Origin of the sequence: Streptomyces sp. NPDC053048 (assembly GCF_044547045.1) — a bacterium.
Taxonomy (GTDB): domain Bacteria; phylum Actinomycetota; class Actinomycetes; order Streptomycetales; family Streptomycetaceae; genus Streptomyces.
In genome coordinates this window covers 541,858-568,818 of sequence record NZ_JBITZS010000004.1, presented here as the reverse complement: position 1 = coordinate 568,818, position 26,961 = coordinate 541,858, and the positions used below count along the sequence as shown (strand labels likewise).

Below are 26,961 nucleotides of genomic sequence, written 5' to 3'. Positions count from 1 at the left end.
GGCAACAATCATCCGCCATTCGGACGGTTGCCGGTCCTGACCTGGACAGATCACAGCGGGCGCTGCCAGTCTCGCGCCATGCCCGCCGCCAACCCGCTCAGACGCCGGACCGCCGCCCTCGCCGTGTTACTCCTCGCGGCCGCCGGCTGCGCCCCGCAGGACGACACCGACATCGCCCGGCCCACCGGCGGACCCGCCGCCGCGGCCCACGCCTGCGCCAAGGGGCGGCTGCTCACGCGGGCCCCCGGCAAGCTGACCGTCGGCACCGACAAGCCCGCCTACGCCCCCTGGTTCCAGGACGACGACCCCACGAGCGGCAAGGGCTTCGAGTCGGCGGTCGCCTACGCCGTCGCCGACCGCCTCGGCTACGCCAGGTCCGACGTGACCTGGCAGACCGTGCCCTTCAACAGCTCCGTCGCGCCCGGCGCCAAGAAGTTCGACTTCGACATCAACCAGATCTCCATCAGCGACGAGCGCCGCCGGGCCGTCGACTTCTCCTCCGGCTACTACGACGTGCGCCAGGCCGTCATCGCGCTCAAGGACTCCCCGGCCGCCGGGGCCCGCTCCATGGCCGGCCTCCGCCACGCGCGCCTGGGCGCCCAGGTGGGCACCACCAGCCTCGACGTCGTCAACGACGTGATCAAGCCCGACCGGAAGCCGTCGGTGTTCCAGAAGAACGATCACGCCAAGACCGCCCTCAAGAACGGCCAGGTCGACGCGATCGTCGTCGACCTGCCCACCGCCTTCTACATCACCTCGGCCGAGGTGCCGGAGGCGAGGATCGTAGGTCAGTTCGACTCGACCGCCGGCAAGGCCGAACAGTTCGGGCTCGTCCTCGACAAGGGCAGCCGCATCACCGGCTGCGTGAGCGACGCGGTCGACTCCCTGCGCAAGGACGGCACGCTCGCGCGGCTGGAGAAGAAGTGGCTGTCCGAGGCCGCCGACGCACCGGTGCTCAAGTGACCACCGAGGACACCGTGCCGAAGACACCCGGAACAGCCGGCACGCCGGACCAGCCCCACGACACCTACGTACCCTCCGCGCGCCGCCTCGAGCGCGAGCGCCTCAAGCGCGCCCGCACCCGCCGGGCCACCGCCGTCGCGGCCGTCAGTACCCTCGTCACCGGCACGGTGCTCGTCCTCGTCGTCGTCAACTCCCCGGGCTGGCCCCGCACCCGCGAGACCTTCCTCAGCGCCCGCTACGCCCGCGAGGCGCTCCCGGACGTCCTCGACGGCCTCTGGCTCAACGTCCGGCTCCTCGTCGTCTGCGGCGCCGCGGTGCTCGCCCTCGGCATGCTGCTCGCCGTCGCCCGCACCCTGCGCGGCCCGGTGTTCTTCCCACTGCGGGCGCTGGCGACCGCCTACACCGACTTCTTCCGCGGCCTGCCGCTCATCATCTGCCTCCTGATGGTCGTCTTCGGCGTGCCCGCCCTGCGCCTGCAGGGGGTGACGACCGACCCGGTGCTGCTCGGCGGGACCGCGCTGGTGCTGACGTACTCCGCCTACGTCGGCGAGGTCTTCCGCGCCGGCATCGAGTCCGTCCACCCCAGCCAGCGCGCCGCCGCCCGCTCCCTGGGCCTGAGCGGCGGCCAGACGCTGCGCTTCGTCGTGCTCCCGCAGGCCGTGCGCCGCGTGGTGCCGCCGCTCCTCAACGACCTCGTCTCGCTCCAGAAGGACACCGGACTGGTCTCCATCGCCGGGGCGGTCGACGCCGTGTACGCGGCCCAGATCACCGCGAGCAAGAGCTTCAACTACACCCCGTATGTCGTCGCCGGGCTGATCTTCGTGGCCCTCACCATCCCCATGACCCGGTTCACCGACACGGTCACCGCACGGATGGACCGCCGCCGGGCCCAGGGAGGGATCGTATGAGCGAGCCGCAGCCGGTGCTGCGCCTGGAAGCGGTGCGCAAGACCTTCGGCGGCACGGTCGTCCTGCGCGACGTGGACCTCGAGGTCGCCCCGCACACCGTCACCGCCCTGATCGGCGCGTCCGGTTCGGGCAAGTCGACGCTGCTGCGGTGCGCCAACCTGCTGGAGGAGATCGACGACGGCGCGATCTTCCTCGACGGCGAGGAGATCACCGACCCCCGGATCGACCCGGACTCCGTGCGCCGCCGCATCGGCGTGGTCTTCCAGGCGTACAACCTCTTCCCCCACATGACCGTGCTGGAGAACATCACCCTCGCCCCGCGCCGCGTCCACGGCGTGCCGCGCGCCGAGGCGGAGGAGCGGGCCCGCGAGCTGCTGGAGCGGCTGGGGCTGGGCGGCAGGGCGGGCGAGTACCCGGACCGGCTCAGCGGCGGCCAGCAGCAACGGGTCGCGATCGTACGGGCCCTGGCCGCCCGCCCCCGGCTGCTGCTGCTCGACGAGATCACCGCGGCACTGGACCCGGAACTGGTCGGCGAGGTGCTGGGCGTCGTGCGCGACCTCAAGGACGAGGGCATGACCATGGTCCTGGCCACGCACGAGATGGGCTTCGCCCGGGACGTGGCCGACCAGGTGTGCTTCCTCGACGGCGGCGTGGTGCTCGAGCGCGGCACACCGGCCGAGGTCTTCGGCGAGCCGCGGCAGGAGCGCACGAGGCGCTTCCTGCGGCGGCTGGTCGAGGCGGGACGGCTCTAGGACCCGCGCCGACCCATCGGACACCCCCTAGGCCGGTCCTGGGGCCTTGTCGGCTCAGGCCCGGCCGAGGTCCTTGATCAGCAGCTCGAACTCCAGGTCGTCGCGCTGCGGTATGCCGAACCGCTCGTCACCGTAGGGGAACGGGCTCATCCGCCCGGTGCGCCGGTAGCCGCGGCGCTCGTACCAGGCGATCAGCTCGTCGCGCTGCCTGATCACCGTCATGTGCATCTCGCGCGCGTCCCACTCGGCGCGCGCCAGGCGCTCGGCCTCCGCCATGACGACCTTGCCGAGACCGCCGCCCTGGGCCGTCGGGCGGACCGCGAACATGCCGAAGTAGGCGTGGTCGCCGCGGTGTTCGACGTGGCAGCAGGCCACCGTCTCGCCCTCGAGGTCCGCCACCAGCAGCCGGCTGTTCTCGTCGGTGACCACGGCCATGACACCGTCGGCGTCGGTGCGCTGCCCCTCCAGCAGGTCGGCCTCGGTGGTCCAGCCCGCGCGGCTGCTGTCACCGCGGTAGGCCGACTCGACCAGTTCGACGAGGGCGGGCACGTCGGCGGCGGTCGCGGACCGGAAGGTCGGCTCTGCGATGCGGCTCCTGGCGGTCTCCATGTGTACCCGGGGTCCTCTCCGTAGGTGTAGGGCGCACATACGACCCTAACGGGTGGGGTGTGCGTACAGTCGCGGGCATGGTGCACGTACTGAGCAGCAGGGTGTTACTCCGGCCGACCGATCCGGAGCGGTCGAGGGCGTTCTACGGCGAGGCGCTGGGGCTCGCGGTCTACCGCGAGTTCGGCACCGGGTCGGAGCGCGGGGTCGTCTACTTCCTGGGCGGTGGCTTCCTGGAGGTCTCGGGGCGCTCGGAAGCGCCGCCGGCGCCGGGGCTGGAGCTGTGGATGCAGGTCGCGGACGCCGCGGCGGCGCACGAGGAGTTCACGCGGCGCGGGGTGGCGGTGCTGGAGCCGCCCGAGCGCAAGCCGTGGGGGCTGATCGAGATGTGGATCGCCGATCCGGACGGGGTGCGCATCGCGGTGGTGGAGGTGCCGGAGGGACACCCGATGCGGTACCGGCCCGGTATCTGAGCCCGGTATCCGAACCCTGGTGCCCGATCTCCGGCGCCCCGTGACGGCGCGCGCGGGCGCACGGCGGGGAGGGGCAGTGCTCCCCCCGTGCGCCCGTGCGCTCCCATGTGACGTCCTCACGGCGGGCATTCTCCGGAGGTGGGTCGCGTCCGGGGATCCGGGGAGGTGTGCCGTGCACGGACCGCCGCTGGTCGGCTGGTTGCTGGTCGCACTGTGCGCCGCCACGGGCGCGTACTGCCTCTTCAGGACGCGGGCCGGCGCGGCGGGGGAGCGCCGGGCCGCGGGAGGCGACGCCCTGATGGGGCTGGGCATGGCCGCCATGGCCGTACCGGCCCCGGTCCTGGACACCCGGCCGTGGGGCCACGCCCTCTTCGCCCTGGTCTTCGGGGCGGTGGGGCTGCGCGCCCTCACCCTGGCCAGGGGCGGCGGCGCGGGCATGCACCACCTGCACCACGCGGTGGGCGCGTTCGCGATGGTCTACATGGCCCTCGCGATGGCCGCCGCCCCCGTCGCGGGCCACGCCGCGCACGCCGCGGCCGGCCGTGAGCCGGCGGGCAGCCCGCTGGTCACGGGCCTGTTGCTGGTGTACTTCGCGGTGTACGTCGTACGGACCGCGGCGGGGATGGTCCCGGTGACTGCCGTCGCCCCGGCGGACGCCCCGTGGCCCGAACCGTGCCACGAACGGGCCGGCGGCCCGGAGCTGACCACGGCCTGCCGGCTGTCCATGGGCATCGGCATGCTGGCCATGCTGCTCACCATGTGAGCGCCACCGGGCTCCCGTGGTCTGCGTCACTTCGGGCGCGGGACCATGTCCGGGCACGGTGCCGCCCTCATAGGCTGATCGCATGATGGTCCCGCTCGCGCTGCTGGTCCTCGGAGGGCTGGCCGCGGCCATGGCCCCGCGCGTGCTGACCCGCGCCGACTGGCCCGGCCGCGAACCCGTACTGGCCCTGTGGGTGTGGCAGTGCGTGGTGGGCGCCGTGCTCCTGTGCTGCGGGCTCGCGATGTCGCTGAGCGCCGCCGCGGCCTGGGAAGCCGTCCGAGGCAACGTCTTCGCGCCCGCCCCGCACGGGGTGATGGAGGCCTACGCCCTCACCGCCTACGGACCCTGGGCGGCCCCGCTGGCCATGCTCCTCGCCTCCGGCGCCGTGTGGACCGCCGCGATGCTCACCCGCGAGATCCGCGACGCCCGCGCCCGTCGCCGGCGCCGCCGCGCCGAACTGCTCGTACGCTCCCCCCTCCTGCCCGGCGAGGAGCGCGGCGCCGACCGCCTGGTGGTGCTCGAGGGCGAGCGCGCCGAGGCCTGGCTGCTGCGGGGCGGCGCCACACCCCAGCTGGTCATCACCACGGCCGCCCTGCAGCGGCTCAAGGGCTCCCAGCTCGACGCGGTCCTGGCCCACGAACAGGGCCACGCCCGCGCCCGCCACGACTGGCTCCTGCACTGCTCCGCGGCCCTGGCCAACGGCTTCCCCCAGGTCCCGGTCTTCGCCGCCTTCCGCGACCAGGTCCACCACCTCGTCGAACTGGCCGCGGACGACGCGGCCTCCCGGCGCTTCGGCCGGCTGACGACGGCCCTTGCCCTGGTCGAACTCAACGAGGACCGCGGCGTCTTCGGCCCCTGCCCCACACCGCTCGCCCAGGTCCCCGACCGCGTCCACCGCCTCCTGGCCCCGGCCCCCCGCCTGACGGCGGCCCGGCGGCTGCGGCTGACGGCGGTGGCGGCACTGGTGCCGTTCGTCCCGCTGCTGGTGACGTTCGTGCCGGGCCTGAGCGCGCTGGGGGGTTAGGGGCTGTCCGGACCGCCCTGTTGACCTTCCGTCAGGGCCTGGATAGCTTCGCCGGACGGACAGTCGATTCCGTGCAGCGGAAGTTCGGGGGTGTCGGATGGGGCAGCACCAGGCCGTGGCCACCACGTTCACCAGCGCCGTCGGCGAGCGCGTCGACGCTCTCCTGGCAGGGGTCGACGCGGAGCTCGCGCGGCGGTATCCGGGCGACCCGGGCAGCCGGCAGCCCGTGCACACGGTCTACGTCCCGGCCGACGCCTTCGACGCCGGGACCATCCGCTCCTGGGGCGACCGGGCGCTCGCCGCGCTCGGTGAACACGCCCCCGACCCGGCGGCGTTCGCCCGGGTCCTGGGCCTGACCGACGACCTGGCCGGGCCGGTGTACGAGCGGGTGCGCGCCAAGCTCGGACGCGAACCCGTGGAGGACCTGCGCATCGACTTCGAGGACGGGTACGGCTCGCGCCCGGACGCCGAGGAGGACGCGGCGGCGGCGCGGGCGGCCGCACTGGTCGCGCGCGCCTTCGACGCCGGAACGGCCGCCCCGTACATGGGCATCCGCCTCAAGTGCATGGAGGCCCCCGTACGCGACCGCGGGATCCGCACCCTCGACATCTTCCTCACCGGCCTGATGGCGGCGGGCGGTCTGCCGGACGGGCTGGTGCTCACCCTGCCCAAGGTGACCCATCCCCAACAGGTCACCGCGATGGTGCGGCTGGCCGAGGAGTTCGAGAAGGCGCGCGGGCTGGCGGCCGGCCGGATCCGCTTCGAGATACAGATCGAGACCACCCAGGCGATACTCGGCGCCGACGGGCGGGCCACGGTCGCCCGCCTGATCGACGCCGCCGAGGGGCGCCTGACGTCCCTGCACTACGGCACGTTCGACTACAGCGCCGCCTGTGGCGTCGGCGCCGCCCACCAGTCCCCGGACCACCCGGTGGCCGACCACGCCAAGGCCGTCATGCAGGTCGCGGCGGCCGGCACCGGGGTCCGCCTGTCGGACGGCTCGACCAACGTGCTGCCCGTCGGCACCACCGACCGCGTCCACGCCGCCTGGCGGCTCCACCACGACCTCGTACGCAGGTCGTTGGCACGGGCGTACTACCAGGGCTGGGACATGCACCCGGCCCAGCTGCCGACCCGCTACGCCGCCGTCTACGCCTTCTACCGGGAAGGGCTGGCGCCGGCCGCCGCGCGCCTGGTCGCCTACACCGGAGGGCCGGGGGGCGGCGCCGTGCTGGACGAGCCGGCCACGGCACGGGCGCTCAGCGGCTACCTGCTGCGGGGGCTGGACTGCGGTGCCGTGGACGCACGGGAGGTGGCCGACCTGACGGGGATGGACCGTGGAGAGCTGGAGGGGCTGGCGGGGCGCGTGAGGCCGTCTGCCGTCTCCGGGTAGCCGCTCGGGGCAGACGCGCATCGCCGCGCTCAGTCCGCCGCCGGCGGGAGTTCGCCCGAGCCGCGGACGACGAGGCGGGTGGGCAGCTCCACGCGGCGGGGCGCGTCGTGGGCTCCCTCCAGCCGGCGGAAGAGCAGCTCCGCCGCGGTACGGCCCAGGCGGGCCGCGTCCTGGGCGACGACCGTGACGCCGGGGGAGAGCAGATCGGCCAGTTCGAGGTCGTCGAAGCCGACGAGCGCGAGGGGGCGGGGGAGCCCTGCTATGACGCGCAGGGCGGTGACCGTCACCCGGTTGTTGCCCGTGAACAGCGCGGTGACCGGGCGCGCGCCGGTGAGCATGCGCTCCGCCTCGGCCCGTACCCGCTCCGGGGCGGTGGGGCCCAGCGAGACCCAGGCGTCGTCCACGGGCAGTCCGGCGGCGGCCATCGCGGCGCGGTAGCCGCGCAGTCGTTCGGCGGCGGTGTGGATGCGCGGCTGGTCGCCGATGAAGCCGATGCGGCGGTGGCCGTGCGCGATGAGGTGGGCCACGCCTTCGCGGGCGCCGCCGAAGCTGTCCGAGAGCACCGCGTCGGCCTCTATCCGCCCGGCCGGGCGGTCGGCGAAGACGGTGGCGACGCCCGCGGCGATCTCCGGTTCCAGATAACGGTGGTCGCTGCCCGCCGGGATGACGATCAGTCCGTCGACGCGGCGGGCGCAGAAGGCGAGGGCCAGTTCGCGTTCCCGTTCGGCGTCCTCGGCGCTGGATCCGTTGATGAGCAGCGCTCCATGGGCGCGGGCGACCTCCTCGACGGCACGGTTGAGCGGCGCGTAGAAGGGGTCGGCGAGGTCCTCGAGGACCAGCCCGATGGAGGCGGTGCGCCCTTTGCGCAGGATGCGGGCGCTGTCGTTGCGGCGGAAGCCGAGGGCGGTGATGGCCTCCTGGACGCGCCGTTCGGTGTCGGGGGTGACGCCGGGCTCGCCGTTGACCACGCGCGAGACGGTCTTGAGGCCCACGTTGGCGCGGGCGGCGACGTCCTTCATGGTCGGGCGGGCGCCGTAGCGCGGCCGGGGGAGGCCGTGGCGGGCCGGCGCGGAGGAGCCGGCGGCAGGGGAGGCGCCGGCGGTGCGGGGGGTGTCGGGGTGGGCCATGGACGCTCGTCCTTTGCGCAGAGAGCCGTCTGATGCACGGAGGTGACGTCGAGCATAGAGCCTGGACAACGTTGTCAACCCCCGCGAGACTGGCTTCCCGAACCGGCCCCACCGGCCCTTCGCCGCTCGTTGGACCAGGAGAGAACGTCACCGTGCACACCACCCCGGCCGACCTCGTCGCCGCTCTCGACATCGGCGGAACCAAGATCGCCGGTGCGCTGGTCGACTCCGGCGGGCGCCTGCTCGCCGCCGCCCGGCGGCCCACCCCGGCGCGGGAGGACGCGGCGACGGTGATGGGCGCGGTGGCCGCCGTCCTGGAGGAACTGCTCCGTTCGGCCGACTGGCCCCGGGTGCGGGCCGTCGGCATCGGCAGCGCGGGCCCCGTCGACGCCTCGGCCGGCAGCGTCAGCCCCGTCAACGTGCCCGGCTGGCGGGACTTTCCGCTGGTCGCCGAGGTGGCGCGGCTGGTGGGCGGGCTGCCGGTGACGCTGGTCGGCGACGGGGTGGCCATGACCGCCGCCGAGCACTGGCAGGGCGCGGCCCGGGGACGGGTCAACGCGCTGTGCATGGTGGTGTCCACGGGGGTCGGGGGCGGACTCGTCCTCGACGGGCGGCTGCACCCCGGACCCACGGGCAATGCCGGCCATATCGGCCACATCAGCGTCGACCTCGACGGCGATCCCTGCCCCTGCGGCGGCCGGGGCTGCGTCGAACGCATCGCCAGCGGCCCGAACATCGCCCGCCGCGCGGTCGAGGGTGGCTGGCGGCCGGGACCGGACGGCGACGCCGGGGCGGCGGCCGTGGCCGCCTCCGCCCGCGCGGGCGACGCGATCGCGCTCGCCTCGTTCGCGCGCGCCGCGCAGGCGCTGGCGGCCGGGATCGCCGCGACCGCCACGCTCGTCGAGATCGAGGTGGCCGTCATAGGCGGCGGCGTCGCCGGGGCCGGCGACCTCCTCTTCGGCCCGCTGCGCGAGCGCCTTCGCGACTACGCCACCCTCTCGTTCGCCTCGGGCGTCGAGGTCCTGCCCGCCCGGCTGGGCTCCGACGCGGGCCTGGTGGGCGCGGCCGCCGCCGCGGCGGGGGAACTGGGCATATGGGGAGTGGCCACGGGCAGTTGACAGACGCCGGGGCGTCCGTCAACTGCCCTGTGGCCTGACCGCGCACCATGCCGCTCGCACACGTTTCCGTGGCAAGGTGTTGCGGGCACTGTGTTGCGGGCGCCGAGTTGCGGCCGCCGTTTGCGGCCGCCGTGTTCCGGGCGCGCCACAGGGGGCGCTACGGAGAAGGGGGAACCGTGATCGTCTGGCTGAACGGTGCGTTCGGTGCGGGCAAGACCAGTACGGCGAAACACCTGGCCGAGCTCATCCCGGGCGGCAACCTCTACGACCCCGAGGTCACCGGCGGGGCGCTGCGCTACCTGCTGCCGCCGAAGAGACTGAGCGAGGTCCACGACTACCAGGACCTGCCCGTCTGGCGGAGCATGGTCGTGGACACGGCGGCGGCGCTCCTCGCGGAGCTGGGCGGGGTTCTCGTGGTGCCGATGACACTGCTGCGCCAGGAGTACCGCGACGAGATCTTCGGGGCCCTGGCCTCGCGGCGGATCAAGGTGCGGCATGTGCTGCTCGACACCGACGAAACGATCCTGCGGGGGCGGATCGAGGGCCGGGTCGAGTTCCCGGACGACCCCGCGCACAGCGAGTCCGTCCGCCAGTGGGCACGGGACCACATCGCCCCCTACCGCGAGGCACTGCCGTGGCTGCGCGAGGACGCGCTCACCGTCGACACCGGCGGGCTGACGCCGCGCCAGGCGGCCGAACGCGTGGCCGCGGCCGTGCGCGACGGCAGTGCCGCGTACTGCCCGATCGTCCAGACGCCGCAGCCGACGGCCGCGACCGTCGCCTCCGGCGTGCTGCTCTTCGACGAGCACGACCGGGTGTTGCTGGTGGACCCCACGTACAAGGCGGGGTGGGAGTTCCCGGGCGGGGTCGTGGAGCCGGGCGAGGCGCCGGCGCGTGCGGGGGTGAGGGAGGTCGCGGAGGAACTCGGCATCGAGCTCGCCGCCGTGCCGCGGTTGCTGGTCGTCGACTGGGAGCCGCCGAAGCCGCCGGGCTTCGGCGGCTTGCGGTTCCTGTTCGACGGGGGGCGGCTCACCGGGGCGGAGGCGCGGCGTCTGCTGCTGCCGGGGGCGGAGTTGCGGGGCTGGCGGTTCGTGACGGAGAGGCAGGCGGAGGAGATGTTGCCGGCGGTGCGGTTTCGTCGGCTGCGGTGGGCGCTGCGCGCCCGGGAGTTCGGGCGGGCCCTGAATTTGGAGGGCGGCGAGCCGGTGTGACGGGTGGTCGGTGCCGGGTCGTCGGTGCCGGTTCGTGTGGGTCGGGGGCGGGGCGGGGAGGGCGCTTCTGGGGCTGCATTATTTACGGCCCGTTGCCCCCTGTTTCCCGCGTGGCCCCGCACTTGGGCCGCAAATAACGCTTTACGCCCCAGAATCACCCTCCCCGCCCCGCCCCCTTCCGTCCGTTCCGGGCCCGCAGCTCCCTCCGGCCGGTGGCTCGGTGCCCCACTCCCGACGGGGAGTGGGGACGCGAGGGGCTGCCTCTAGCGCTTGCTCTCCGCGTAGTTCGTCAGGAACAGGGCCTCCGTCAGGGAGAGGCGTTCCAGTTCCTGCGGGGAGACGCTCTCGTTCACGGCGTGGATCTGGGCCTCCGGCTCGCTCAGGCCGATGAGGAGGATCTCGGTGTCCGGGTAGAGCGTGGAGAGGGTGTTGCACAGCGGGATCGAGCCGCCCATGCCCGCCGTCTGCATCTCCTCGCCCGGGTAGGCGACGCGCATCGCCGCGGCCATCGACGCGTACGCCGGGCTGCCGGTGTCGGCCTGGAACGGCTGGCCCTCGCCGATCTGTTCCGTCGTCACGCGCGCGTTCCACGGGACGTGCGCCTCCAGGTGGGACATCAGCAGCTTCGTCGCCTCCGCCGCGTCCTGGCCCGGCGGCACCCGCAGGCTGATCAGCGCCCGCGCGCTCGCCTGCACCGACGGGGTCGCGCCGACCACCGGCGGGCAGTCGATGCCCAGGACGGTGACGGCCGGGCGCGCCCAGAGGCGGTCGGCGACGGTGCCCGAGCCGATCAGCTCCACGCCGTCGAGGACCCTGGCGTCCTGGCGGAAGTCCTCCTCCGGGTACTGCAGGCCCGTCCAGCGCTCGTCCGCCGTCAGCCCGTCGACGGTCGTCGAGCCGTCCTCGGCGCGCAGCGAGTCCAGGGCGCGGATCAGCGCCGCGAGGGCGTCCGGGGCCGCGCCGCCGAACATGCCGGAGTGCAGGTTGCCCTCGATGGTGTCCACCTGGACCCGGACCAGGGTCATGCCGCGCAGCGTCGCCGTCACGGTCGGCAGGCCCAGGCGGAAGTTGCCGGCGTCGCCGATGACGATCGCGTCGGCCGCCAGCAGCTCGGGGTGCGCCTCGGCGTACTGCTGGAGGCCGCCGGTGCCCTGCTCCTCCGAGCCCTCCACGATCACCTTGACGTTCACAGGGACGCCACCGTTGGCCTTCAGCGCCCGCAGCGCGGTCAGGTGCATGATCACGCCGCCCTTGCAGTCGGCGGCGCCCCGCCCGTACCAGCGGCCGTCGCGCTCGGTCAGCTCGAAGGGCGGGGAGATCCAGGCGGCCTCGTCCAGGGTGGGCTGCACGTCGTAGTGCGCGTACAGCAGCACGGTGGGGGCGCCGGCCGGGCCCGGCAGGCAGCCGTAGACCGACTGGGTGCCGTCGGGGGTGTCGAGGAGGGCCACATCCTCGAAGCCCTCCGCGCGCAGCGCGCCGGCCACCCAGTTCGCCGCGCCCTCGCACTCGCTCTTCGGGAACTGCGCCTCGTCCGCGACCGACTTGAAGGCGACGAGCTCGGCCAGCTCCGTCCTGGCGCGGGACTGCAGCGACGCGACGGTCGCCGCGAGCGCGGCCGGGTCGGGCAGGCGGGTCGAGGACGTGTCCATGGAACGCTCCTTGAGGGCGCGACGTTATGTCCGTACGTACGGGCGATTGCGTCACTGATCCTGCCATGGCCGGCTCGAGCCCTCCTCGGGGCATCGGCCTTCCCCCGAACGGGCCGCCGGACGGTGGGCCGTAGGATGCGCACGGTAGTCGTAGCCGGTGATCGAGCGGGAGTAGAAGCACACGTGAGCAGCGACAGCGCAGCCCGGGAGCCGGGCCCGGACGTACATGCGGCAAGCGAGCCGGTGTGGGACGTCGTGGTGGTGGGCGCGGGCCCCGCGGGTGCGTCGGCGGCCCATGCCGCGGCCGCCGCGGGACGGCGCGTGCTGCTCCTGGAGAAGGCGGAACTGCCGCGGTACAAGACCTGCGGCGGCGGCATCATCGGCCCCTCGCGGGACGCGCTGCCGCCCGGTTTCGAACTTCCCCTGCGTGACCGCGTGCACGCCGTCACGTTCTCGCTCAACGGAAAGCTGACGCGCACCCGGCGCTCGAAGCGGATGCTCTTCGGGCTCATCAACCGGCCGGAGTTCGACGCCGGGCTGGTGGAGGTCGCCCAGGCCGCGGGCGCGGAGGTGCGCACCGGTGTGACCGTCTCCAAGGTCGAGCAGCACGGCCCGGCCGTGCCCGACCGGCGCACCGTGGCCATAGTGCTCGGTGACGGCAGCACCCTGCACGCCCGCGCGGTCGTCGGAGCGGACGGCAGTGCGGGGCGCATAGGAGCACACGTCGGGGTGAAGCTCGAGCAGGTGGACCTCGGCCTGGAGGCCGAGATCCCGGTGCCTCCGACGGTCGCCGAGGACTGGGCGGGCCGCGTGCAGATCGACTGGGGCCCGATGCCGGGCAGTTACGGCTGGGTCTTCCCCAAGGGCGACACCCTGACGGTCGGCGTGATCTCCGCACGCGGGGACGGCGCCGCCACCAAGCGCTACCTCGAGGACTTCATCGCCCGGCTGGGGCTGGCGGGCTTCGAGCCGAGCATCTCCTCCGGCCACCTGACCCGCTGCCGGGCCGACGACTCCCCGCTGTCGCGCGGCCGGGTGATCGTGTGCGGTGACGCGGCCGGGCTGCTCGAGCCGTGGACCCGCGAGGGCATCTCCTTCGCGCTGCGTTCGGGGCGGCTCGCGGGGGAGTGGGCCGTTCGCATCGCCGAGGCGCAGGACGCGGTCGACGCGCGGCGCCAGGCCCTGAACTACGCCTTCGCCATCAAGGCAGGCCTGGGTGTGGAGATGGGCGTCGGCCGGCGCATGCTGGCGCTCTTCGAGCGTCGCCCGGGACTCGTCCACGCCGCGGTCACCGGCTTCCGGCCGGCCTGGAACGCGTTCGCGCGCATCGTGCGCGGCACGACCACGCTCGCGGAGATCGTACGGACCCACCCACTGGCCCGCCGCACGCTCTCCGCGATGGACCGCCGCCCCTGAGAGACCGCTACCGGCTCGGGCCGCCGGCCCGCCCACCGGCGGGGAGCCGAGGGGCCAACGGGAGGGGCCGGGGTGGGATGGGCCGGGTCCTTTCGGGACGTAAGGGTTATTTGCGGCGACGTTCGGGGTGACCCGGACAGGCAAGGGGGGCCGTAAATAATCCAGTCCCGGAAGGGCCCGGTCCAGCCCGCCCCGGCCCCGCACCACGACGCCCCGGCCCCGCACCCCGACGCACCGGCACGACCCCGACGCACCGGTGCGTCAGAACAGCCCCTCCGGCTCAGGGGGCCGTATCGCCGTCGACGCCGTAGTCGGCGCATCGGGCGCCGCACCCACCAGAGGCCACCCCGCCAACTGCCGCGCATCGACCAGCAGCAACCGCCCGTCCACCACGTCCACATAGACGTCCGGGCCGACCACCGCCACCACCCGCCCCGCCACCGTGCGCCCACCGGCGAGCAGGACCACCCCCTCGACCGGCCGTAGGCCGGCCAGGTGGAACGCCGCATCGTGGTGCACGGGCGCGAAGTCCCGCACCGTCAGCGACTCCGGCAGGCCCACCAGGCCCCGCGCCCGCTCGTGCAGCCCGGCCAGCTCCGCCGCACGTCGCTCCGGCGAGGGCACCGGATGGCGGGCGGCGCGCTTGGCCGCGTAGGGGAAGCGGTCCGGCACCGCGAGTGCCGAGCCCAGTACGGCCTCCGCCCGGCGGGCCGCCATCAGCGGGCCGCGCCCCAGCAGCGCGTAGGACAGCGCGGCCTGTTCGAGCAGGCGCGCGCCCTCCCGCTCGGCGGCCGTGATGCCGACCTTGATCAGCCCGGGGCCGAACCACGCCAGGTAGACGTCGTACGGGCGGGGGTCGTCGGCCATGGTGTCGGCCGCCACCGAGTGCGAACGGTCCAGGCGCGCGCACTCGGGGCACTGCGCCGAGACGGCCTGCGCCGGCACCTCGGCTCCGGCCGGGCAGGGCGTGTGCCTGCCGCCCCTGCGCACTCCGACGCACGTCCGGCCCTCGCCGGTGGTGAACGCCAGCGGTCGGCCCACCGGCAGAGGGGAGAGCCGCTCGCCGTGTACGGGGTGCCGCCACAGCAGCGCGGGCTCGGGCGCCGCACCGCCCGTGCCGGTATTCCAGCGCAGGCCCGCGCAGTGCCAGCCGGTGTGCCTCATCGCTTCCGTCCCCGCCATGCCTCCATGGTGTCAGCGGCCACTGACAGCGGGCCCGCGCACGGCACCCCGCGTCCTGTAGGCGATCACGGCCGCTCCCGCCGCGAGCGCGGCGACCGTGGTCAGGGCGACGGGCAGGGAGAACCAGTCCGCCAGGAACCCGATGGCCGGCGGCCCCAGGAGCATGCCGCCGTAGCCGAACGTGGAGGCGGCGGCGACCCCGCCGGGTCCGGCCAGCTCGCCGGCCCGGCCGATGGCGACCGGGAAGATGTTGGCCAGGCCGAGACCGGCCACCGCGAACCCGGCCAGGGCCGCCCAGACGGTCGGTGCCAGCGAGCCGAGCAGCATGCCCGCGGCGGCGGTCGCGCCGCCCGCGACCAGCAGCCGCGTCTGGCCCAGCCGTTCGAGGAGCGTGCTGCCCGCCAGCCGTCCGGCGGTCATGGCGAGCGCGAAGACGGAGTAGCCGACGGCGGCGACGCCAGGCCGGGCGGAGAGGTCCTGCTGGAGATGGAGCGCGCCCCAGTCGGCGAGCGCTCCCTCTCCGTAGGCCGTGCACAGGGCGATCAGCCCGAACACGGCGACCAGCCGGCGTTCCCGGCCGGTGCCCGGGGTGTTCGGGGCGCTCGGTGCGCCCGGCTTCCCCGCCGAGCCGGTGGGGGAGCGGTCGGGCCGCGAGGGCGCCGGGTGGGCGAGGAGGGTGCGTCCCGCGACGGCCGCCACCAGGAGCCCGGTAGCGGTCAGCAGCAACAGGTGGCGGGTGGCCGACAGATGCCCGGCGACCAGCGCGCCGAGCCCGGCGCCGAGCATCCCGCCGACGCTGAACGCGGCGTGGAAGCTCGGCATCACCGGCTTGCGCAGGGCCGCGACGAGGTCGACGGCCGCGCTGTTCATGGCGACGTTGATGCCGCCGTAGGCGGCGCCGAAGACGAGCAGGACCAGCCCGAGGGTGAGCGCGGAGTGGGTCAGCGGAGGCAGCGCGATGCCGAGGGACATCAGCACGGCCGCGGCGACCGTCACCGGGTGGCTGCCCAGGCGCCGGCACAGCCGGCCGGTCACCATCATGGTGGCGACCGCTCCGGCGGACACGCCGAGCAGGGCGAGTCCCAGGGCGCCCGCGGAGGCGCCCGTCTGTTCCTTGATCGCGGGGATGCGGACCACCCAGCCGGCGAAGAGGAAGCCGTCGAGGGCGAAGAAGAGGGTCAGGGCGGTGCGCAGTCGGCGCAGTCCGGTTCCGTCCGCGATCGGTCGTCGTTCCCCCAGAAGGGCCGTCCGTATTTTGTTCAGCGTCGGCACAAAGTCAGAATAGGGGGGTGACCCAGACTCGGACAACACGTTTGGAGCGGGGCCGTGGCGCCCTCGGTCCCGCCCTGGAGCTCGTGCACACCGGCCGCGCCCCCACGCGCGCGGTGCTCACGGCCGAACTCGGTGTGACCCGTGCGACCGCCGGAGCCGTGGCCGCCGAGCTCGAGGCGCTCGGGCTGATCCAGGTGGACGCGCACCCGACGGCGCCCGCGGGCTCCCAGGGGCGGCCGTCGCACCGGTTGTCCGTCGCGCCGGACGGGCCGGTGGTGCTCGCCGCGCAGATCCACGCCGACGGATTCCGGGCCGCCCTGGTGGGCCTCGGCGGCCGGCTGGTGGCCACGGCGCCGGGCTGCATGACGGTGCCCGCCGACCCCTCGCGCATCATCGACGCCGTCGTCGAGGCCGGGGCCGGGCTGCTCAGGTCGAGCGGCCGCCGCTGCCTGGGGGCGGGGCTCGCCGTGCCGTCGGCGGTCGCCGAGCCGGACGGTACGGCCCTCAACCCGCTGCACCTGTCCTGGCCCGCCGGTGCCCCCGTCAGCGAGCTCTTCACCGAGGCGCTGGCCAAGTCCGCGGTGCTCGGTCCGGCGGGCACTCCCGTCCCCGGCGTCGCGGGCAACGACGTCAACCTCGCCGCCCTCGCCGAACACCGCCACGGCGCGGGCCGGGGCGCCCGTCACCTGCTGTGCGTGGCCACCGGCCACCGTGGTGTGGGCGGTGCGCTCGTCCTCGACGGCCGCGTGCACAGCGGCAGTTCGGGCCTGGCCCTGGAGGTCGGGCACCTGACGGTCAATCCCGCCGGGCTGCCCTGCCACTGCGGCAGCCGGGGCTGCCTCGACGTCGAGACGGACCCGCTGGCCTTCCTCACCGCCGCGGGCCGCACGCCGGGCCCTGCCGTGTCACTGCTGCAGCAGGCCCGTGACCTGCTGCGCTCGGAGTACGGGGATCCGTCGGTACGGACCGCCGCCGAGCTGATCGTCGACCGGCTGGGCCTCGGGCTCGCCGGGCTGGTCAACATCCTCAATCCGGACCGCATCCTGCTGGGCGGGCTCCACCGCGAGCTCCTGGAGGCGGACCCCGAGCGGCTGCGCGCGGTCGTCGCCGACCGCAGCCTGTGGGGCCGCAGCGGGAGCGTGCCGATCCTCGCCTGCACCCTGGACTTCAACAGCCTCATCGGCGCCGCCGAGGCGGCCTGGCAGCCGGTCCTGGACGATCCGCTGGTGGTACTCGGCTGAGCACGCCGGCGCCCGGCGAGCGGTACGCGCGCGTGCCCCTCGGGAGCGGCCCCCGTCCCCTCCCCGGTCAGCCGGGAACGACGGAGGGGGCCACCGGCCGGCGCAGCGCCGCCGGGCGCAGGTCCGCCGGGGCGCGCGCGAACGCGGGCTCGTCCAGGGCGGGCACGGGGGAGGGCCGTTCGAAGGGCAGCGCGGTCTCGGTGACGCGCGCGAGGCGCGGCGTGGCGGCGGGAGAGGCCGACGGGACGCGGAGGGTGAACCAGACGACCTTGCCACCGTCCTGACGCTCCCGCACACCCCAGCTCGTACTGACCGCCGCCACCAGGGCCAGCCCCCGGCCGTGCGTACTGACGGCGTCCACCTCACCGATGCGCGGCAGCCGGGGATCGTGGTCCCGCACCGACACGGTGAGCCGGTCGAGTGCGAGGTCCATCTCCACGGTGCAGTGCTTGTCGGGTTCCGCGTGCTGGTGGACGTTGGTCAGCAACTCGGTCACGGCCAGCGCCGCGGGGTCGATGAGGGCATCGAGATGCCAGTAGCGCAGCTGCGCAGATACGATTCTGCGGACCTGGCCGATCCGTTGGGGCAGAGCCTGGAGCTCGACGGTGCAGTGCTTGTTCACTCGGCTGATCACGGCTGCGACTCCCTGAAGAAGTAGGGCTAGCCTGATGCAGTTACGCGTTGCGGTGTCCTGCCGTACACGCCTGTTCCGGTCCGGCGGCGCGGGCCACCGGCCCGATCGGCGGCAACTGATCCCGTGCGTGACCGCCGAAAACCCTCAGTGATGCCGGTACGAGTCAAGGGTCGACTCTCGCGGCCACCTTCGCAACTCCTGCACCCTTCAGTGCTTCTCCGTGCTTCCGTGCGCCGAGCGAACGACCTCCAGAAAGCGGTTGACCGCCGCCTCGCCCGTGTTGTCCGGTGACGTCCCGTCCCCGGCCCGGCCCCCGGGCGGGCCGTACGCCGCCGCGCCCAGCGTGAGCACATAGCGGTGGCCGTTGACGGTGGCCCGTGCCCGGTCGCGGGAGGCGAACCACGGCTTGCTCGCGTGCACCGAGCCCACCGGCGCGCTGTCGATCTCCCGCCCGTAACTGGTCAGCAGCTCCAGCCTGCCGTCCTGGATCCGCACCTGGCCGGCCCGGGTCAGGGAACGGAGCGACCGGTCGATCCGCACCCCTGTCGCATTGAACTCCGGTTCCGCCACGGCGCACCGCCTCTCTGCCGAACGTCGCTCGTCCCCTGCGCAGTCTGCCCTCGGGGAGGCCCGCGCACCAGTGCCCGTTTATGATCGAAACGCCCGAGTGATCCGCATCGGCGCGTACCGACGTCCTGAGGAGCGGCACGTGAACAGCACAGGGCACACGGGGCCCGCCGCGGGCCGGGCCGTCCCCACCGTCGACGTGGACCGCAGCGATCCGGCCTACCGGGCCTGGCTCAAAGAAGCGGTCCGCAAGGTGCACGCGGACGCCAACCGCTCCGCCGACACCCACCTGCTGCGCTTTCCGCTGCCCGAGGAGTGGGCGATCGACCTCTATCTCAAGGACGAGTCCACCCACCCCACCGGCAGCCTCAAGCACCGCCTCGCCCGCTCCCTCTTCCTCTACGGCCTGTGCAACGGCTGGATCCGGCCCGAGGCCTGCGTCATCGAGGCCTCCAGCGGCTCCACCGCCGTCTCCGAGGCCTACTTCGCCAAGCTGATCGGCGTGCCCTTCATCGCCGTCATGCCCCGCACGACGAGCCGCGAGAAGTGCCGCCTGATCGAGTTCCACGGCGGGCGGTGCCACTTCGTGGACGACCCGCGCACCATGTACGAGGAGGCGGCCGCCCTCGCCGAGCGGTCCGGAGGCCATTACATCGACCAGTTCACCTACGCCGAACGGGCCACCGACTGGCGCGGCAACAACAACATCGCCGAGTCGATTCACACTGATGCATCCTCCCCTGACCTGCGAGGATGTCGGAAGGAGACCCCACATGGACGCCTCGTATGAGCAGGTTCGAGTGTGGGCGGAGTCACAACCGCCAGAGAGGCTACGGCAGGTGCTTGACGACCTGGCGAGCCGTATCGAGCCCCCGCAGCCCCAACCGAAGCACGCGAAGCGGCGGCGGCCCGCACAGGTGGCGTTAGACCTGGACAGGTCCTCCGAGGTGATTGTTGAGGTGGAGTGGACATGAGGCGGAGGCCTTGCGCTGACGAAGGTGTTTTGCCATATGTGGGCACCTCCAACTCCCCACACTTCTCAACCCGTTGTCAGTGCCCACCTCTAGGGTGTCGCCATGAGCGACATGGGGCGCCTGGACGGCGCAGCACTGGATAGATACATCACGGGCAACTGGGGAGAGGACAGCGTGCCGTCAGAGGCAGTGACCCAGGAAGAGGCTGAAGCGTGGGCGAGGAACTACCGAGCCCAAGGCTACGTCTGGTGCGTAGCGCTTCCCATGGATGACAGTGAACCAGGGGGCGAGTGGGGCGTTTTCACTGGCAGGAGCCGCAGGGAAGACATCACGGACGTCGCGCTAGCTGCCATGCCGTAAACGATCGAGCCCCGGTCCGCTGGTGGGCAGACCGGGGCGCCGACCTCCCAACTCGCCGTAGCCGACGGTAGGGGGCAGCACGAGACTACAGGCGCGACGCTGCCTCATCCTTCATGCTCGTCACGAAAGCTGACCAGGAGCCCGCAGAGAGGGTCAGCGTAGGCCCTGTGGGGCGCTTGCTGTCGCGTACGGGTACGACGCCGGAGGCGGCAACGGAGGGGGCCCACTCGAGGCAGTCACCCCCGTTGTTGCTGCTGTAGGTGGACTTACGCCATACCACACAGGCGCTGCTCATGATGAATGATCCTTTAAGGCATCGGCAATCAAGTCGATTGATTGGTCAGGAGACAAGGCGACGGCCGTCAGCAGATCATAGGCACGCGTAGCTGCCTTCACATCTGCTGGGTCGGCAAGGATCTGCCCTTGCAAGAAGCCGTCCACATAGACCACGTCCGGCCCCTCATCGAGCGTCAGGGCGGCAAACGGCCCTGCCACTCCTGCGTGCCCCCCTGCCGAGTAGGGGACGATTTGGATGACGTTGCTAGGGGTTTGGGCAGCTTCAATCAGTCGCTCGAGTTGGTTCCGCATCGTGTCGGTACTGCCCATCGGGCGACGCAAGACGTTCTCATCCAGGACAATCCATAGCTCTGGCGGTGTATCGCGGGTCAAGATGCGCTGTCGCTCTAGTCGAGCCGCCACCTGCTCTTCGAGGGCTTCGCGATCTGGTCGACCGGCAGACAGAACCGCCCGTGCGTAGTCCTCGGTCTGCAACAAGCCCGGAACCACCTGCACTTGGAACGACCGTATGGCCGAAGCCGCTTCCTCCAGGTCAACGAACGGCCGGAACCACGGCGGGTAGGCGTATCTGATGACGAGACGCCACAGCCGCTGAAAGTGGTCCTCCGTCCCGAACTCTCTGTCGGCCACCTCTGACAGGTCTTTGGTCGGAAGCCGCTTGCCCGCTTCGATCTTGTTCAGCATGGACGGGCTCATGTAGGCGGCCGACGCCAAGGCCCGCTGTGTCATACCGGCTGCTTCTCGCCGCCTTCGCAAGTCCTCGGCGTAGAACCACAGTACGGATCCGGCTGGGTCTAGCTCATCTGCATAGGCCATGCGTCCAGTCCTCCCCGTTGACTACGGGCAGAGTCAACGTCCCGGGGCTGTTGATCTAACGCGACAACCATAACGCTGGTCTCCAGTAAGGCAGTTGCCCGGCAGAGAGGGCCGGGACACCATGGAGGCTCGAACAAAATGACGTCTATGACAAACCTCCCTACTGCGTGGCTGGTGGACACGCAGCAGGACAGGGCGACCAACACGCACAGACACCAGACACCCAGCGACGGAGGCTTCGAACAACGTCACCCGTTTGTGGTTAGCAGGAGCGGCGTCGTTGTACGCGGAGGAGACGACCCGCGCCGCCAGCCCCGGGGAATGACACTGCGAGTGTCACAGGACAGCGGGCGGACCTGGGGCCAAGAGCGCCACGTGAAAAGGGCCAGGACTGCCCAAGACGATCCGTTGGGGCTGCCGTCCTGCGGATGCGGACGAACCCCAGAGCATCTATGCCCGGTAGGCCAGACTCTGAGTCCTGCACATGGGGGGCACTGCTGATGCTGCCCAGGCCACGCGTACCGGTGCCGCTCCCACACACCAGCGGACCGCCCACCAATCCCTGCACCCTGCACCGACGCCGCAGGGAGGCTCTGGCTGAGGCTCTGAGGCGAGGGGACCGCAAGAATGCCGCTCGGCTTCGCTTGGACTTGATGGCGCCTTGCCCGGAGTGCGGAGAGCGGGAGCAACAGTGTCCTTAGAGTTCCGCAGCCCTGACCGCATTGCAGCCGAGGAGAGCGCTAACCGACTCCACGAGGCTCTTGCCCGACTTGGCATCCGGCTGCATGACATCCACATCTTTGGGTGCGAGGAGCACGAGCGCTTGCGCATCGGGTACGGCAGCTACGAGCTGGGGGAGGCAGCAGCACACGCCGACGCCCTAGAGCTTGTGGCAGCCCTCCACGAATGTGGAGTGAGCGTTCCTGCTAGGCCCTCGCCCCCACCGAACTCCTTGCCCAGCAAGGGAACCGAGATTCCTTCCTGACCCCTGTCCCTCCTTCGGATGGAGAGCTGGCCGTCCCCCGACGGCTCCCTGAGGGAGGGGCAGGCTCAAACGCCCGTCCGGTCGTCCGGCATGACGGTTGGCGGCTGGACGGGTGTACCACCGCACCACGCACGGCGGCATGGGGACGGTCCCTGTGTCGGCACAGCGTTGGGAGGTACCACCGTGACACTCAAGGATGCACTGCGCTTTGGAGGAAACGGCGGTTCCGGCGGTTCCGGAGGCGACTCCGGCGACGGCAGCGACGGGCAGGGGGGCAACCCCTCCGGCGGCTGCGGTGATGGTGACGGCTGCGGGCGCAAGTAGCCGCTAGGCTCCGCTCACCAGTGAACCGGGGCGGCCCTCTCTTCGGGGAGGGTCGCCCCTTTCCAGTTCGGAGGCATCCAAATGGGAGTTCACCACCACGCCTACATGTGGCTTGGCTCAGGGGCGGATTACGGAAACGATTCCATCCGTCGCCGGTCCAATGAGCAGTTCAGCTCGACCTCAGTTGCCCCCATCGAACCGGCAAACTGGCTGTTGAAGAACCCACGGTTCATCAAGGGAACATATTCCGAGTCAGAGATCGATAAGGCCCTGGCCTGGTTCGAGTCTGTGGTCAAAGCGCATGCCGAATCAATTCCAGACCATGCCCGGGAAGAGGATACGATCCGCAATCAACTCGAGGGCGTTCGGCAGTCCATGAAGGACGGGCGAGACGCTGTGGGCGGTTGGTGGTACAAGGACGGAAGAACATTCCTGTCCGTTTCCCTGGTCGCCTGCCCCAACTGGTGGCGCCCTGAATACAAGTGCCCTGCAGGCTCCCGCTGAGCCGCCGAGACACCGTCTGAAGAGCGGAAGATAACAGCCTGGATCCGGACCTGAGGGCATCTCCTTGGTGGGATGCCCTCAAGCAGAGGATCTGGGGCGGGGTATAGAGACCCCCGCCATAAATAACGTACCTGTCCTCTGCTCCGTTTCAGGACGTCTCTGTAGCCGAGACCACAACAATAATTCTTCATCTCGAGGTGTTGAGGCTCTGAGCCCCACTTCTGAGCCCCGATCGAGGCCGCTGCAGCCTCTCGGGAGTCCTCCAGGAGGGCGCTGACAGTACTGCAGGCCATTGGGGCCTGCCCTTCAAGGCCTTCACCGACCCCTAGCTTGTGCCCTTGTGAACTTCTAAAACCCGTACACGGTTGGAGGGAGGCGCCCCCTGCGGTCCCTGTGGAAGAAATTTAAATGTATTACCCCCGGGATGTGTGGGTGGGGAATTGTGGGTGCGTAGAAATATTATTCACAAGCGCACAAAGAATTAATTATTCATCAGCAGGGTGTGGGTGTGTCGGCTGGTGGGTGGCGGGCGGTGTCACCGTCTGATTGACATTTGGGACATGTGGCCCTGATGGGGATTTTTGGTGTGGGAGTTGATGGCGGGTGGGGTTGCTGTTTGGGGTGCTCGAGGGTGCTGAGGGCGTGTCTGGTTCGCCCTATAGGTGTGCTTGTAAAGGTCAAGGAAAAGCAAAGTCTTGTGTTGCCGAGATGTGGTCGATTTATGCCGACTATTCCGAAATGCGGGGTCGGCCAACAGCCTGACCTCTCCTTATGTCTTTACGGGGGGCCTCGAGCTGACTTGTGTTGCCGAAATCCTGACTTGTGTTGCCGAGATCCTTCCCCCCTAATGGTGTCCAGCGAGACGCCGCCCCGCCGGGGCGGCGGTTTAGGAGGGAAGCAAATGAGTGCACGTTCCCCGCCACCCAAAGCGCGGGTGAGTGGCCATCACTCACCGGGTCGGTATCGGCCCTGACGACGCGAATGGCGGCCTTTCAGGTCGACCTAAGCGGATACCTACTCAGACGCGTAAGGCGCCCGTGAGGCGGCCCCGTAGTTCCTTGATAACTCCATAGGGCGGTGCACGCACCCTGAAGCGAATCGGGGGTGCGATCCCAAGTTGCTAGAGCGCGGCCGAGACCGTGCAATGACAGGGCTAGAGGCCGAAAGGCTCGGGTGCACTGCTAAGCAGGGAAACTGACCGACCCTGATAGCCAATAGGTCCATGCGTGACAGAAGACAGTGAAGCGAAACAAGGTCACTGATACTGTTCGAGCCAGCAACATGGCGTACGCCGTATGTTCTCACTCTTCACTGAGTGATTGAGCGGCGCGGTATGAGCCATTGTGAGGATGCGGGTAAGACTTGGGCAGTGTGCAGTGATTGCGTCCCCCAGTAACTAGTCGTATGGCGCATGAGTTCGCCCGGCGGGACTGCCAAACAGGCCGGGATTGCACAACTGAGATTGTCTACGGCTCATCTCTCAACATGACGTGTCCGGCGTACACGGGGCCAGGGTGACTGATACTCACCCGGCCCCCTGAGTGCTCCTTAAGCGTCTGAGACGAGATGGGTCGGAGGGAGTGTCGGTTAGGCGCTCATAAGGCCCGTAAGGGCCACACAGCGACCCTTGGAGGGGTTGTGGAGTACTGCGATTACAGCCATGGCTTGATGCCTGACGGGTCTCCCCGTCTGGTCCCTGCCGTAAGGCTGGCCCGTTACCAGGACACTAACCCTGAGGGCGTTGGTCACTACCCTTGGACGGAAAACCAGTGCTGGAAGCATGCCGATCCCACAGTTTATGGGGATGGCTGGCGTCTTATGTCGTCGACGCCGCTTACCGGGTTTGTACCTGCCTGGTTCGAGTTCTTCCATGAGTTTGCTCGGGCGGAATTATTTCGCTTGAACATCATGGATGAACGAGGGCAGTCTGAGAAGACGTTCCGGGGGTGGGCAAACGCCATGCGGTATGTCAGGAGCTATGCGGAGAGTGTTGCCGATAGAGCCTCTGCGACTCAGTGTCTAGTAGACATCTACCGGACTGGGTACGGGACGGTTGAGGGGGCCAATATTCGAGTCACAGCGATTTCGTAGAGGAGTCGGGCACATGGGGGTTCTCGTGTGCCCTTTCGCCTGCTACGAGAGCGTAGGCGTAAGGAAGGGATAGAGGGTGAACATGGGCAGAGTGTGTGTCGCGGCTGCTGCTGCCGCGCTGATTGCTGCGGGGTGCGGTGTGCTCGGCTTCGCCGTGGGGGAGTCAGGCAAGCAAAAAGCAGTTGACCGAGTCTCGGTCTCCTCCTATAAGAAGGGATTTGACGCCGCATTATGCAAGCCGCTTCCCTTGAATCCCCGTACGGATGGGGGAGGCTGGATTCAGGACGGCGTGGGGAACATTTGCGGGGAGTACGAACCCAAGTAGAGGCTGTAGTCGATAGTACGAGGGCACGGGCAAGAGTCCGTGCCCTCTTCTATTCACTGCATCCGGCAGTGAGTTTCAGGGGAGGGAAGCTCTCATGGGTAAGAGCGTTGAGGTGGTTGCCCGGATCGGCAGTAGTGAAAAGTTGCACGCAATCCGGGGAGATTATCAGTACGGCCGGACGGATAACCAAACCATGTGTGGCCGTACGGGGATCACGGGAGTTGAACACCGGCAGAGTGGTGCCCCGATTCAAGTGACGTGCGAAGTCTGTGCCATAGCAGGCTTCCGCTGGATCGTCTACCTGTACGTGGCTGACACGGGGCGCCATGAGTGGGAGCTAGAGCGCGCTGAGAACCTGGCGGAAGCACGGGCGCTCTACGCAGAGTTCTGCCGCGAACAAGGCACGCTTTCCTGCAAGGCTTTTCTGTACCCGTTCACGCCCGAGGATTGGAGGTCGGCGGAAACCTTCCGGGGGTTGGGTAACCCCTTTGACCATCCGGACTACGTCATCGAACGGGGCCCCCGGGGTGGCGTTCAGGTAAAGGCGGCCTAGGGATGAGTCACTTCTCTCACGAATTGGATGGCGGGCCGACGAGTATGCCGGAGATTTGGTTCTATCTCTGCATGGGCGGGTCTCTTATCTCGGAAGAGCTGAAATTCAGCACACGGGAAGACGCGAATGCTGAGGTAGCCCGACGCAACCGGGATAGGCCGGGGCACAGCCACATTCGGGTGCCGTCTCATGCCGTTGTGTGCGAAGGGTGTCCGGATGCAGGAATCTTCTACGACACAGGCACGGATCACCTGGTGAACTTCACATGGGAACTCTGCTCCTTCCACGATGACCCGGGACCATACTCCGCCGAGTATTAGCCGTAGTCGGCAGCACGGGGGTACAGCACTTGTCTGTGCCTCCTTCTGTCTACTCCGTCTGACAGTGGCAGTAAGGGGAAGGGTAATGGAGCACCTTTATCGCATGTGGCGAGTTGTGCGGCCGGGCGTGGCATATCCGGTGTACTTCGATGATCAGGAGGCGGCATTGACACACTGGCAGGCTGGCCCCGTCGGTTCTGAAATGGTTATGGAACTGAGTCGCATCGCGTGTGGCATGGAACGCAGGGGTTTCTGCGGGCACTGCACGGAGGGAATTCCTCTGGTGCCATCGATCGCGCCGAATAAGAAGCCAAAGAGGTAGGGGCATGCGTGTGTTCCGAGACATCCGCACAACGCTCGCTGAGGAGTCGGAGAGGCTGCTTTTGAGGCAGGCTGTTGAGTGGAACTACGACGCCTTGGTACAAGAGGGGCTGGTTGATGCAGACCGATACCTGAGGATGGCGGAGTTACGGTCCCTGCTTCAGTCCTTCACCATTGGGGCCATCGCTATACCGCGTGAGCATGTGCACGTGGTCGTGGTTTCGCTCCGGATGTGGGCGTACCAGGAGCACGGCATCGATGGTGAAGCGGAAGCCTTGGCTCAGCGCATAGGAGTTGCCATAAAAGAAGCATCCATCGCAGCTTGAGCCAGTTTGCTGGCGCGTCTGCCCTCTACGGGTGAGGCGCCTTTTTCATGTCCGCTCACAGTGGGCGGTGAAGGGTGGGGAAATGAAAGATTGGGACACGGACAAGGTCATTCTGTCCAAGATCGTGCGGCGCAAGACGTTCGTTCTCGGAAGAGATGCTGTGCTGGTTTCCAAGAGCGTGGCCTTAATGGATGACGGGCGCGTGATGGTGATCTCCGTTCGTAGGAAGGAGCACGTCTTTCGCGGTGTGGGCGTTGCGGCTACGTATCTGCGGGCCACCTCGTATCCGGACGCGGTTGATCGGGTGAGGGCATACGAATGTGCCTATATCACGGCGGAGCTGCCGGAGAATCCGGCGTGAGGTATAGCAGGAGGCCGTGCCAGTGGTGCGGGATTCTCTGGGGGGTCGTGCTGATTGAGTTCCGGATTCGGGCGCTGAGAAGTGCGCCGCAGTACATGGACCTTT

General features: G+C 70.2%; 25 protein-coding genes. 16 read left to right on the top strand and 9 right to left on the bottom strand.

The genetic code is table 11. The features are described from left to right. The first annotated feature begins 78 nt into the window (after positions 1-78). The 3 genes from ACIG36_RS13550 to ACIG36_RS13540 are packed head-to-tail and all read left to right on the top strand — an operon-like array spanning position 79 to position 2,623. Entirely contained in the window at positions 79-963 is an 885-nt protein-coding gene (locus ACIG36_RS13550) for an ABC transporter substrate-binding protein (protein WP_399926302.1), read from the top strand. Positions 964-977: 14 nt separating this feature from the next. Further along, a complete protein-coding gene (locus tag ACIG36_RS13545; protein ID WP_399926468.1) occupies positions 978-1,871 on the top strand; it encodes an amino acid ABC transporter permease in 894 nt (297 codons plus the stop codon). Further along, positions 1,868-2,623, top strand: a complete 756-nt coding sequence (locus tag ACIG36_RS13540) for an amino acid ABC transporter ATP-binding protein (RefSeq protein ID WP_399926300.1) — start codon at positions 1,868-1,870, stop codon at positions 2,621-2,623. Before ACIG36_RS13545 ends, ACIG36_RS13540 begins: the two co-directional genes overlap by 4 nt. 54 nt (positions 2,624-2,677) lie before the next feature. Here the strand turns inward: ACIG36_RS13540 and ACIG36_RS13535 are convergent, their stop codons facing one another. Then, positions 2,678-3,232: a GNAT family N-acetyltransferase gene (locus tag ACIG36_RS13535; protein ID WP_399926298.1), complete on the bottom strand. Its 555-nt coding sequence runs from the start codon at positions 3,230-3,232 to the stop codon at positions 2,678-2,680. 77 nt (positions 3,233-3,309) lie between these two features. On the opposite strand from ACIG36_RS13535, the gene ACIG36_RS13530 reads away from it, so the two are divergent. The 4 genes from ACIG36_RS13530 (at position 3,310) to ACIG36_RS13515 (ending at position 6,882) form a co-directional block, all read left to right on the top strand. Next, positions 3,310-3,702, top strand: a complete 393-nt coding sequence (locus ACIG36_RS13530; protein WP_399926296.1) for a VOC family protein — start codon at positions 3,310-3,312, stop codon at positions 3,700-3,702. 172 nt (positions 3,703-3,874) lie between these two features. After that, complete coding sequence (locus tag ACIG36_RS13525) at positions 3,875-4,465, top strand: DUF5134 domain-containing protein (protein ID WP_399926294.1); 591 nt, start codon at positions 3,875-3,877, stop codon at positions 4,463-4,465. Positions 4,466-4,547: 82 nt separating this feature from the next. Continuing rightward, entirely contained in the window at positions 4,548-5,489 is a 942-nt protein-coding gene (locus tag ACIG36_RS13520) for a M56 family metallopeptidase (protein ID WP_399926292.1), read from the top strand. A 97-nt stretch (positions 5,490-5,586) separates the two neighbouring features. Beyond that, positions 5,587-6,882: a DUF6986 family protein gene (locus ACIG36_RS13515; RefSeq protein ID WP_399926290.1), complete on the top strand. Its 1,296-nt coding sequence runs from the start codon at positions 5,587-5,589 to the stop codon at positions 6,880-6,882. A gap of 29 nt (positions 6,883-6,911) precedes the next feature. Here the strand turns inward: ACIG36_RS13515 and ACIG36_RS13510 are convergent, their stop codons facing one another. Continuing rightward, on the bottom strand, positions 6,912-7,901 hold the full coding sequence (locus ACIG36_RS13510; RefSeq protein WP_399926465.1) for a LacI family DNA-binding transcriptional regulator: 990 nt from the start codon (positions 7,899-7,901) through the stop codon (positions 6,912-6,914). A 260-nt stretch (positions 7,902-8,161) separates the two neighbouring features. Between ACIG36_RS13510 and ACIG36_RS13505 the strand changes: the two genes are divergently transcribed. Continuing rightward, entirely contained in the window at positions 8,162-9,127 is a 966-nt protein-coding gene (locus ACIG36_RS13505; RefSeq protein WP_399926288.1) for an ROK family protein, read from the top strand. A gap of 176 nt (positions 9,128-9,303) precedes the next feature. Further along, on the top strand, positions 9,304-10,338 hold the full coding sequence (locus ACIG36_RS13500) for an NUDIX domain-containing protein (protein WP_399926286.1): 1,035 nt from the start codon (positions 9,304-9,306) through the stop codon (positions 10,336-10,338). 263 nt (positions 10,339-10,601) lie between these two features. On the opposite strand, the gene ACIG36_RS13495 is transcribed toward ACIG36_RS13500, so the two are convergent. Next, the gene (locus ACIG36_RS13495; protein ID WP_399926284.1) at positions 10,602-11,987 is read right to left on the bottom strand and encodes a dipeptidase; all 1,386 of its coding nucleotides are present in this window, start codon (positions 11,985-11,987) and stop codon (positions 10,602-10,604) included. Between the two features lie 243 nt (positions 11,988-12,230). Here ACIG36_RS13495 and ACIG36_RS13490 point away from each other — a divergent pair, with 243 nt between their 5' ends. Beyond that, the gene (locus ACIG36_RS13490) at positions 12,231-13,403 is read left to right on the top strand and encodes a geranylgeranyl reductase family protein (RefSeq protein WP_399926463.1); all 1,173 of its coding nucleotides are present in this window, start codon (positions 12,231-12,233) and stop codon (positions 13,401-13,403) included. A 261-nt stretch (positions 13,404-13,664) separates the two neighbouring features. On the opposite strand, the gene ACIG36_RS13485 is transcribed toward ACIG36_RS13490, so the two are convergent. Together ACIG36_RS13485 and ACIG36_RS13480 are read right to left on the bottom strand one after the other, a co-directional pair. After that, a complete protein-coding gene (locus tag ACIG36_RS13485) occupies positions 13,665-14,585 on the bottom strand; it encodes a DUF2797 domain-containing protein (RefSeq protein WP_399926282.1) in 921 nt (306 codons plus the stop codon). 12 nt (positions 14,586-14,597) lie between these two features. Then, a complete protein-coding gene (locus tag ACIG36_RS13480; RefSeq protein WP_399926280.1) occupies positions 14,598-15,857 on the bottom strand; it encodes an MFS transporter in 1,260 nt (419 codons plus the stop codon). A gap of 17 nt (positions 15,858-15,874) precedes the next feature. Between ACIG36_RS13480 and ACIG36_RS13475 the strand changes: the two genes are divergently transcribed. After that, positions 15,875-17,098 (top strand): ROK family protein, encoded by a 1,224-nt coding sequence (locus tag ACIG36_RS13475; RefSeq protein ID WP_399926278.1) that lies wholly within the window; start codon positions 15,875-15,877, stop codon positions 17,096-17,098. 67 nt (positions 17,099-17,165) lie between these two features. Here the strand turns inward: ACIG36_RS13475 and ACIG36_RS13470 are convergent, their stop codons facing one another. Beyond that, complete coding sequence (locus ACIG36_RS13470) at positions 17,166-17,732, bottom strand: ATP-binding protein (protein ID WP_399926276.1); 567 nt, start codon at positions 17,730-17,732, stop codon at positions 17,166-17,168. Between the two features lie 207 nt (positions 17,733-17,939). Further along, on the bottom strand, positions 17,940-18,302 hold the full coding sequence (locus tag ACIG36_RS13465) for a hypothetical protein (protein WP_399926274.1): 363 nt from the start codon (positions 18,300-18,302) through the stop codon (positions 17,940-17,942). A 139-nt stretch (positions 18,303-18,441) separates the two neighbouring features. Here ACIG36_RS13465 and ACIG36_RS13460 point away from each other — a divergent pair, with 139 nt between their 5' ends. Beyond that, positions 18,442-19,089 (top strand): pyridoxal-phosphate dependent enzyme, encoded by a 648-nt coding sequence (locus tag ACIG36_RS13460; protein WP_399926272.1) that lies wholly within the window; start codon positions 18,442-18,444, stop codon positions 19,087-19,089. Between the two features lie 629 nt (positions 19,090-19,718). Here ACIG36_RS13460 and ACIG36_RS13455 read toward each other — a convergent pair. Beyond that, a complete protein-coding gene (locus ACIG36_RS13455; RefSeq protein WP_399926270.1) occupies positions 19,719-19,928 on the bottom strand; it encodes a DUF397 domain-containing protein in 210 nt (69 codons plus the stop codon). Beyond that, positions 19,925-20,746 carry a Scr1 family TA system antitoxin-like transcriptional regulator gene (locus ACIG36_RS13450; protein ID WP_399926268.1) on the bottom strand — a complete coding sequence of 274 codons (822 nt, stop codon included), beginning with the start codon at positions 20,744-20,746 and terminating at the stop codon, positions 19,925-19,927. The genes ACIG36_RS13455 and ACIG36_RS13450 overlap by 4 nt, the downstream gene beginning before the upstream one ends. Positions 20,747-22,136: 1,390 nt before the next feature. Here ACIG36_RS13450 and ACIG36_RS13445 point away from each other — a divergent pair. From ACIG36_RS13445 to ACIG36_RS13430, 4 genes are all read left to right on the top strand, one after another. Next, a complete protein-coding gene (locus ACIG36_RS13445; RefSeq protein WP_399926266.1) occupies positions 22,137-22,559 on the top strand; it encodes a hypothetical protein in 423 nt (140 codons plus the stop codon). 2,510 nt (positions 22,560-25,069) lie between these two features. Next, positions 25,070-25,528: a hypothetical protein gene (locus tag ACIG36_RS13440; protein WP_399926264.1), complete on the top strand. Its 459-nt coding sequence runs from the start codon at positions 25,070-25,072 to the stop codon at positions 25,526-25,528. A 646-nt stretch (positions 25,529-26,174) separates the two neighbouring features. After that, positions 26,175-26,495 carry a hypothetical protein gene (locus tag ACIG36_RS13435; protein WP_399926262.1) on the top strand — a complete coding sequence of 107 codons (321 nt, stop codon included), beginning with the start codon at positions 26,175-26,177 and terminating at the stop codon, positions 26,493-26,495. Between the two features lie 82 nt (positions 26,496-26,577). Next, positions 26,578-26,856, top strand: a complete 279-nt coding sequence (locus ACIG36_RS13430) for a hypothetical protein (RefSeq protein ID WP_399926260.1) — start codon at positions 26,578-26,580, stop codon at positions 26,854-26,856. Positions 26,857-26,961 lie beyond the last annotated feature (105 nt).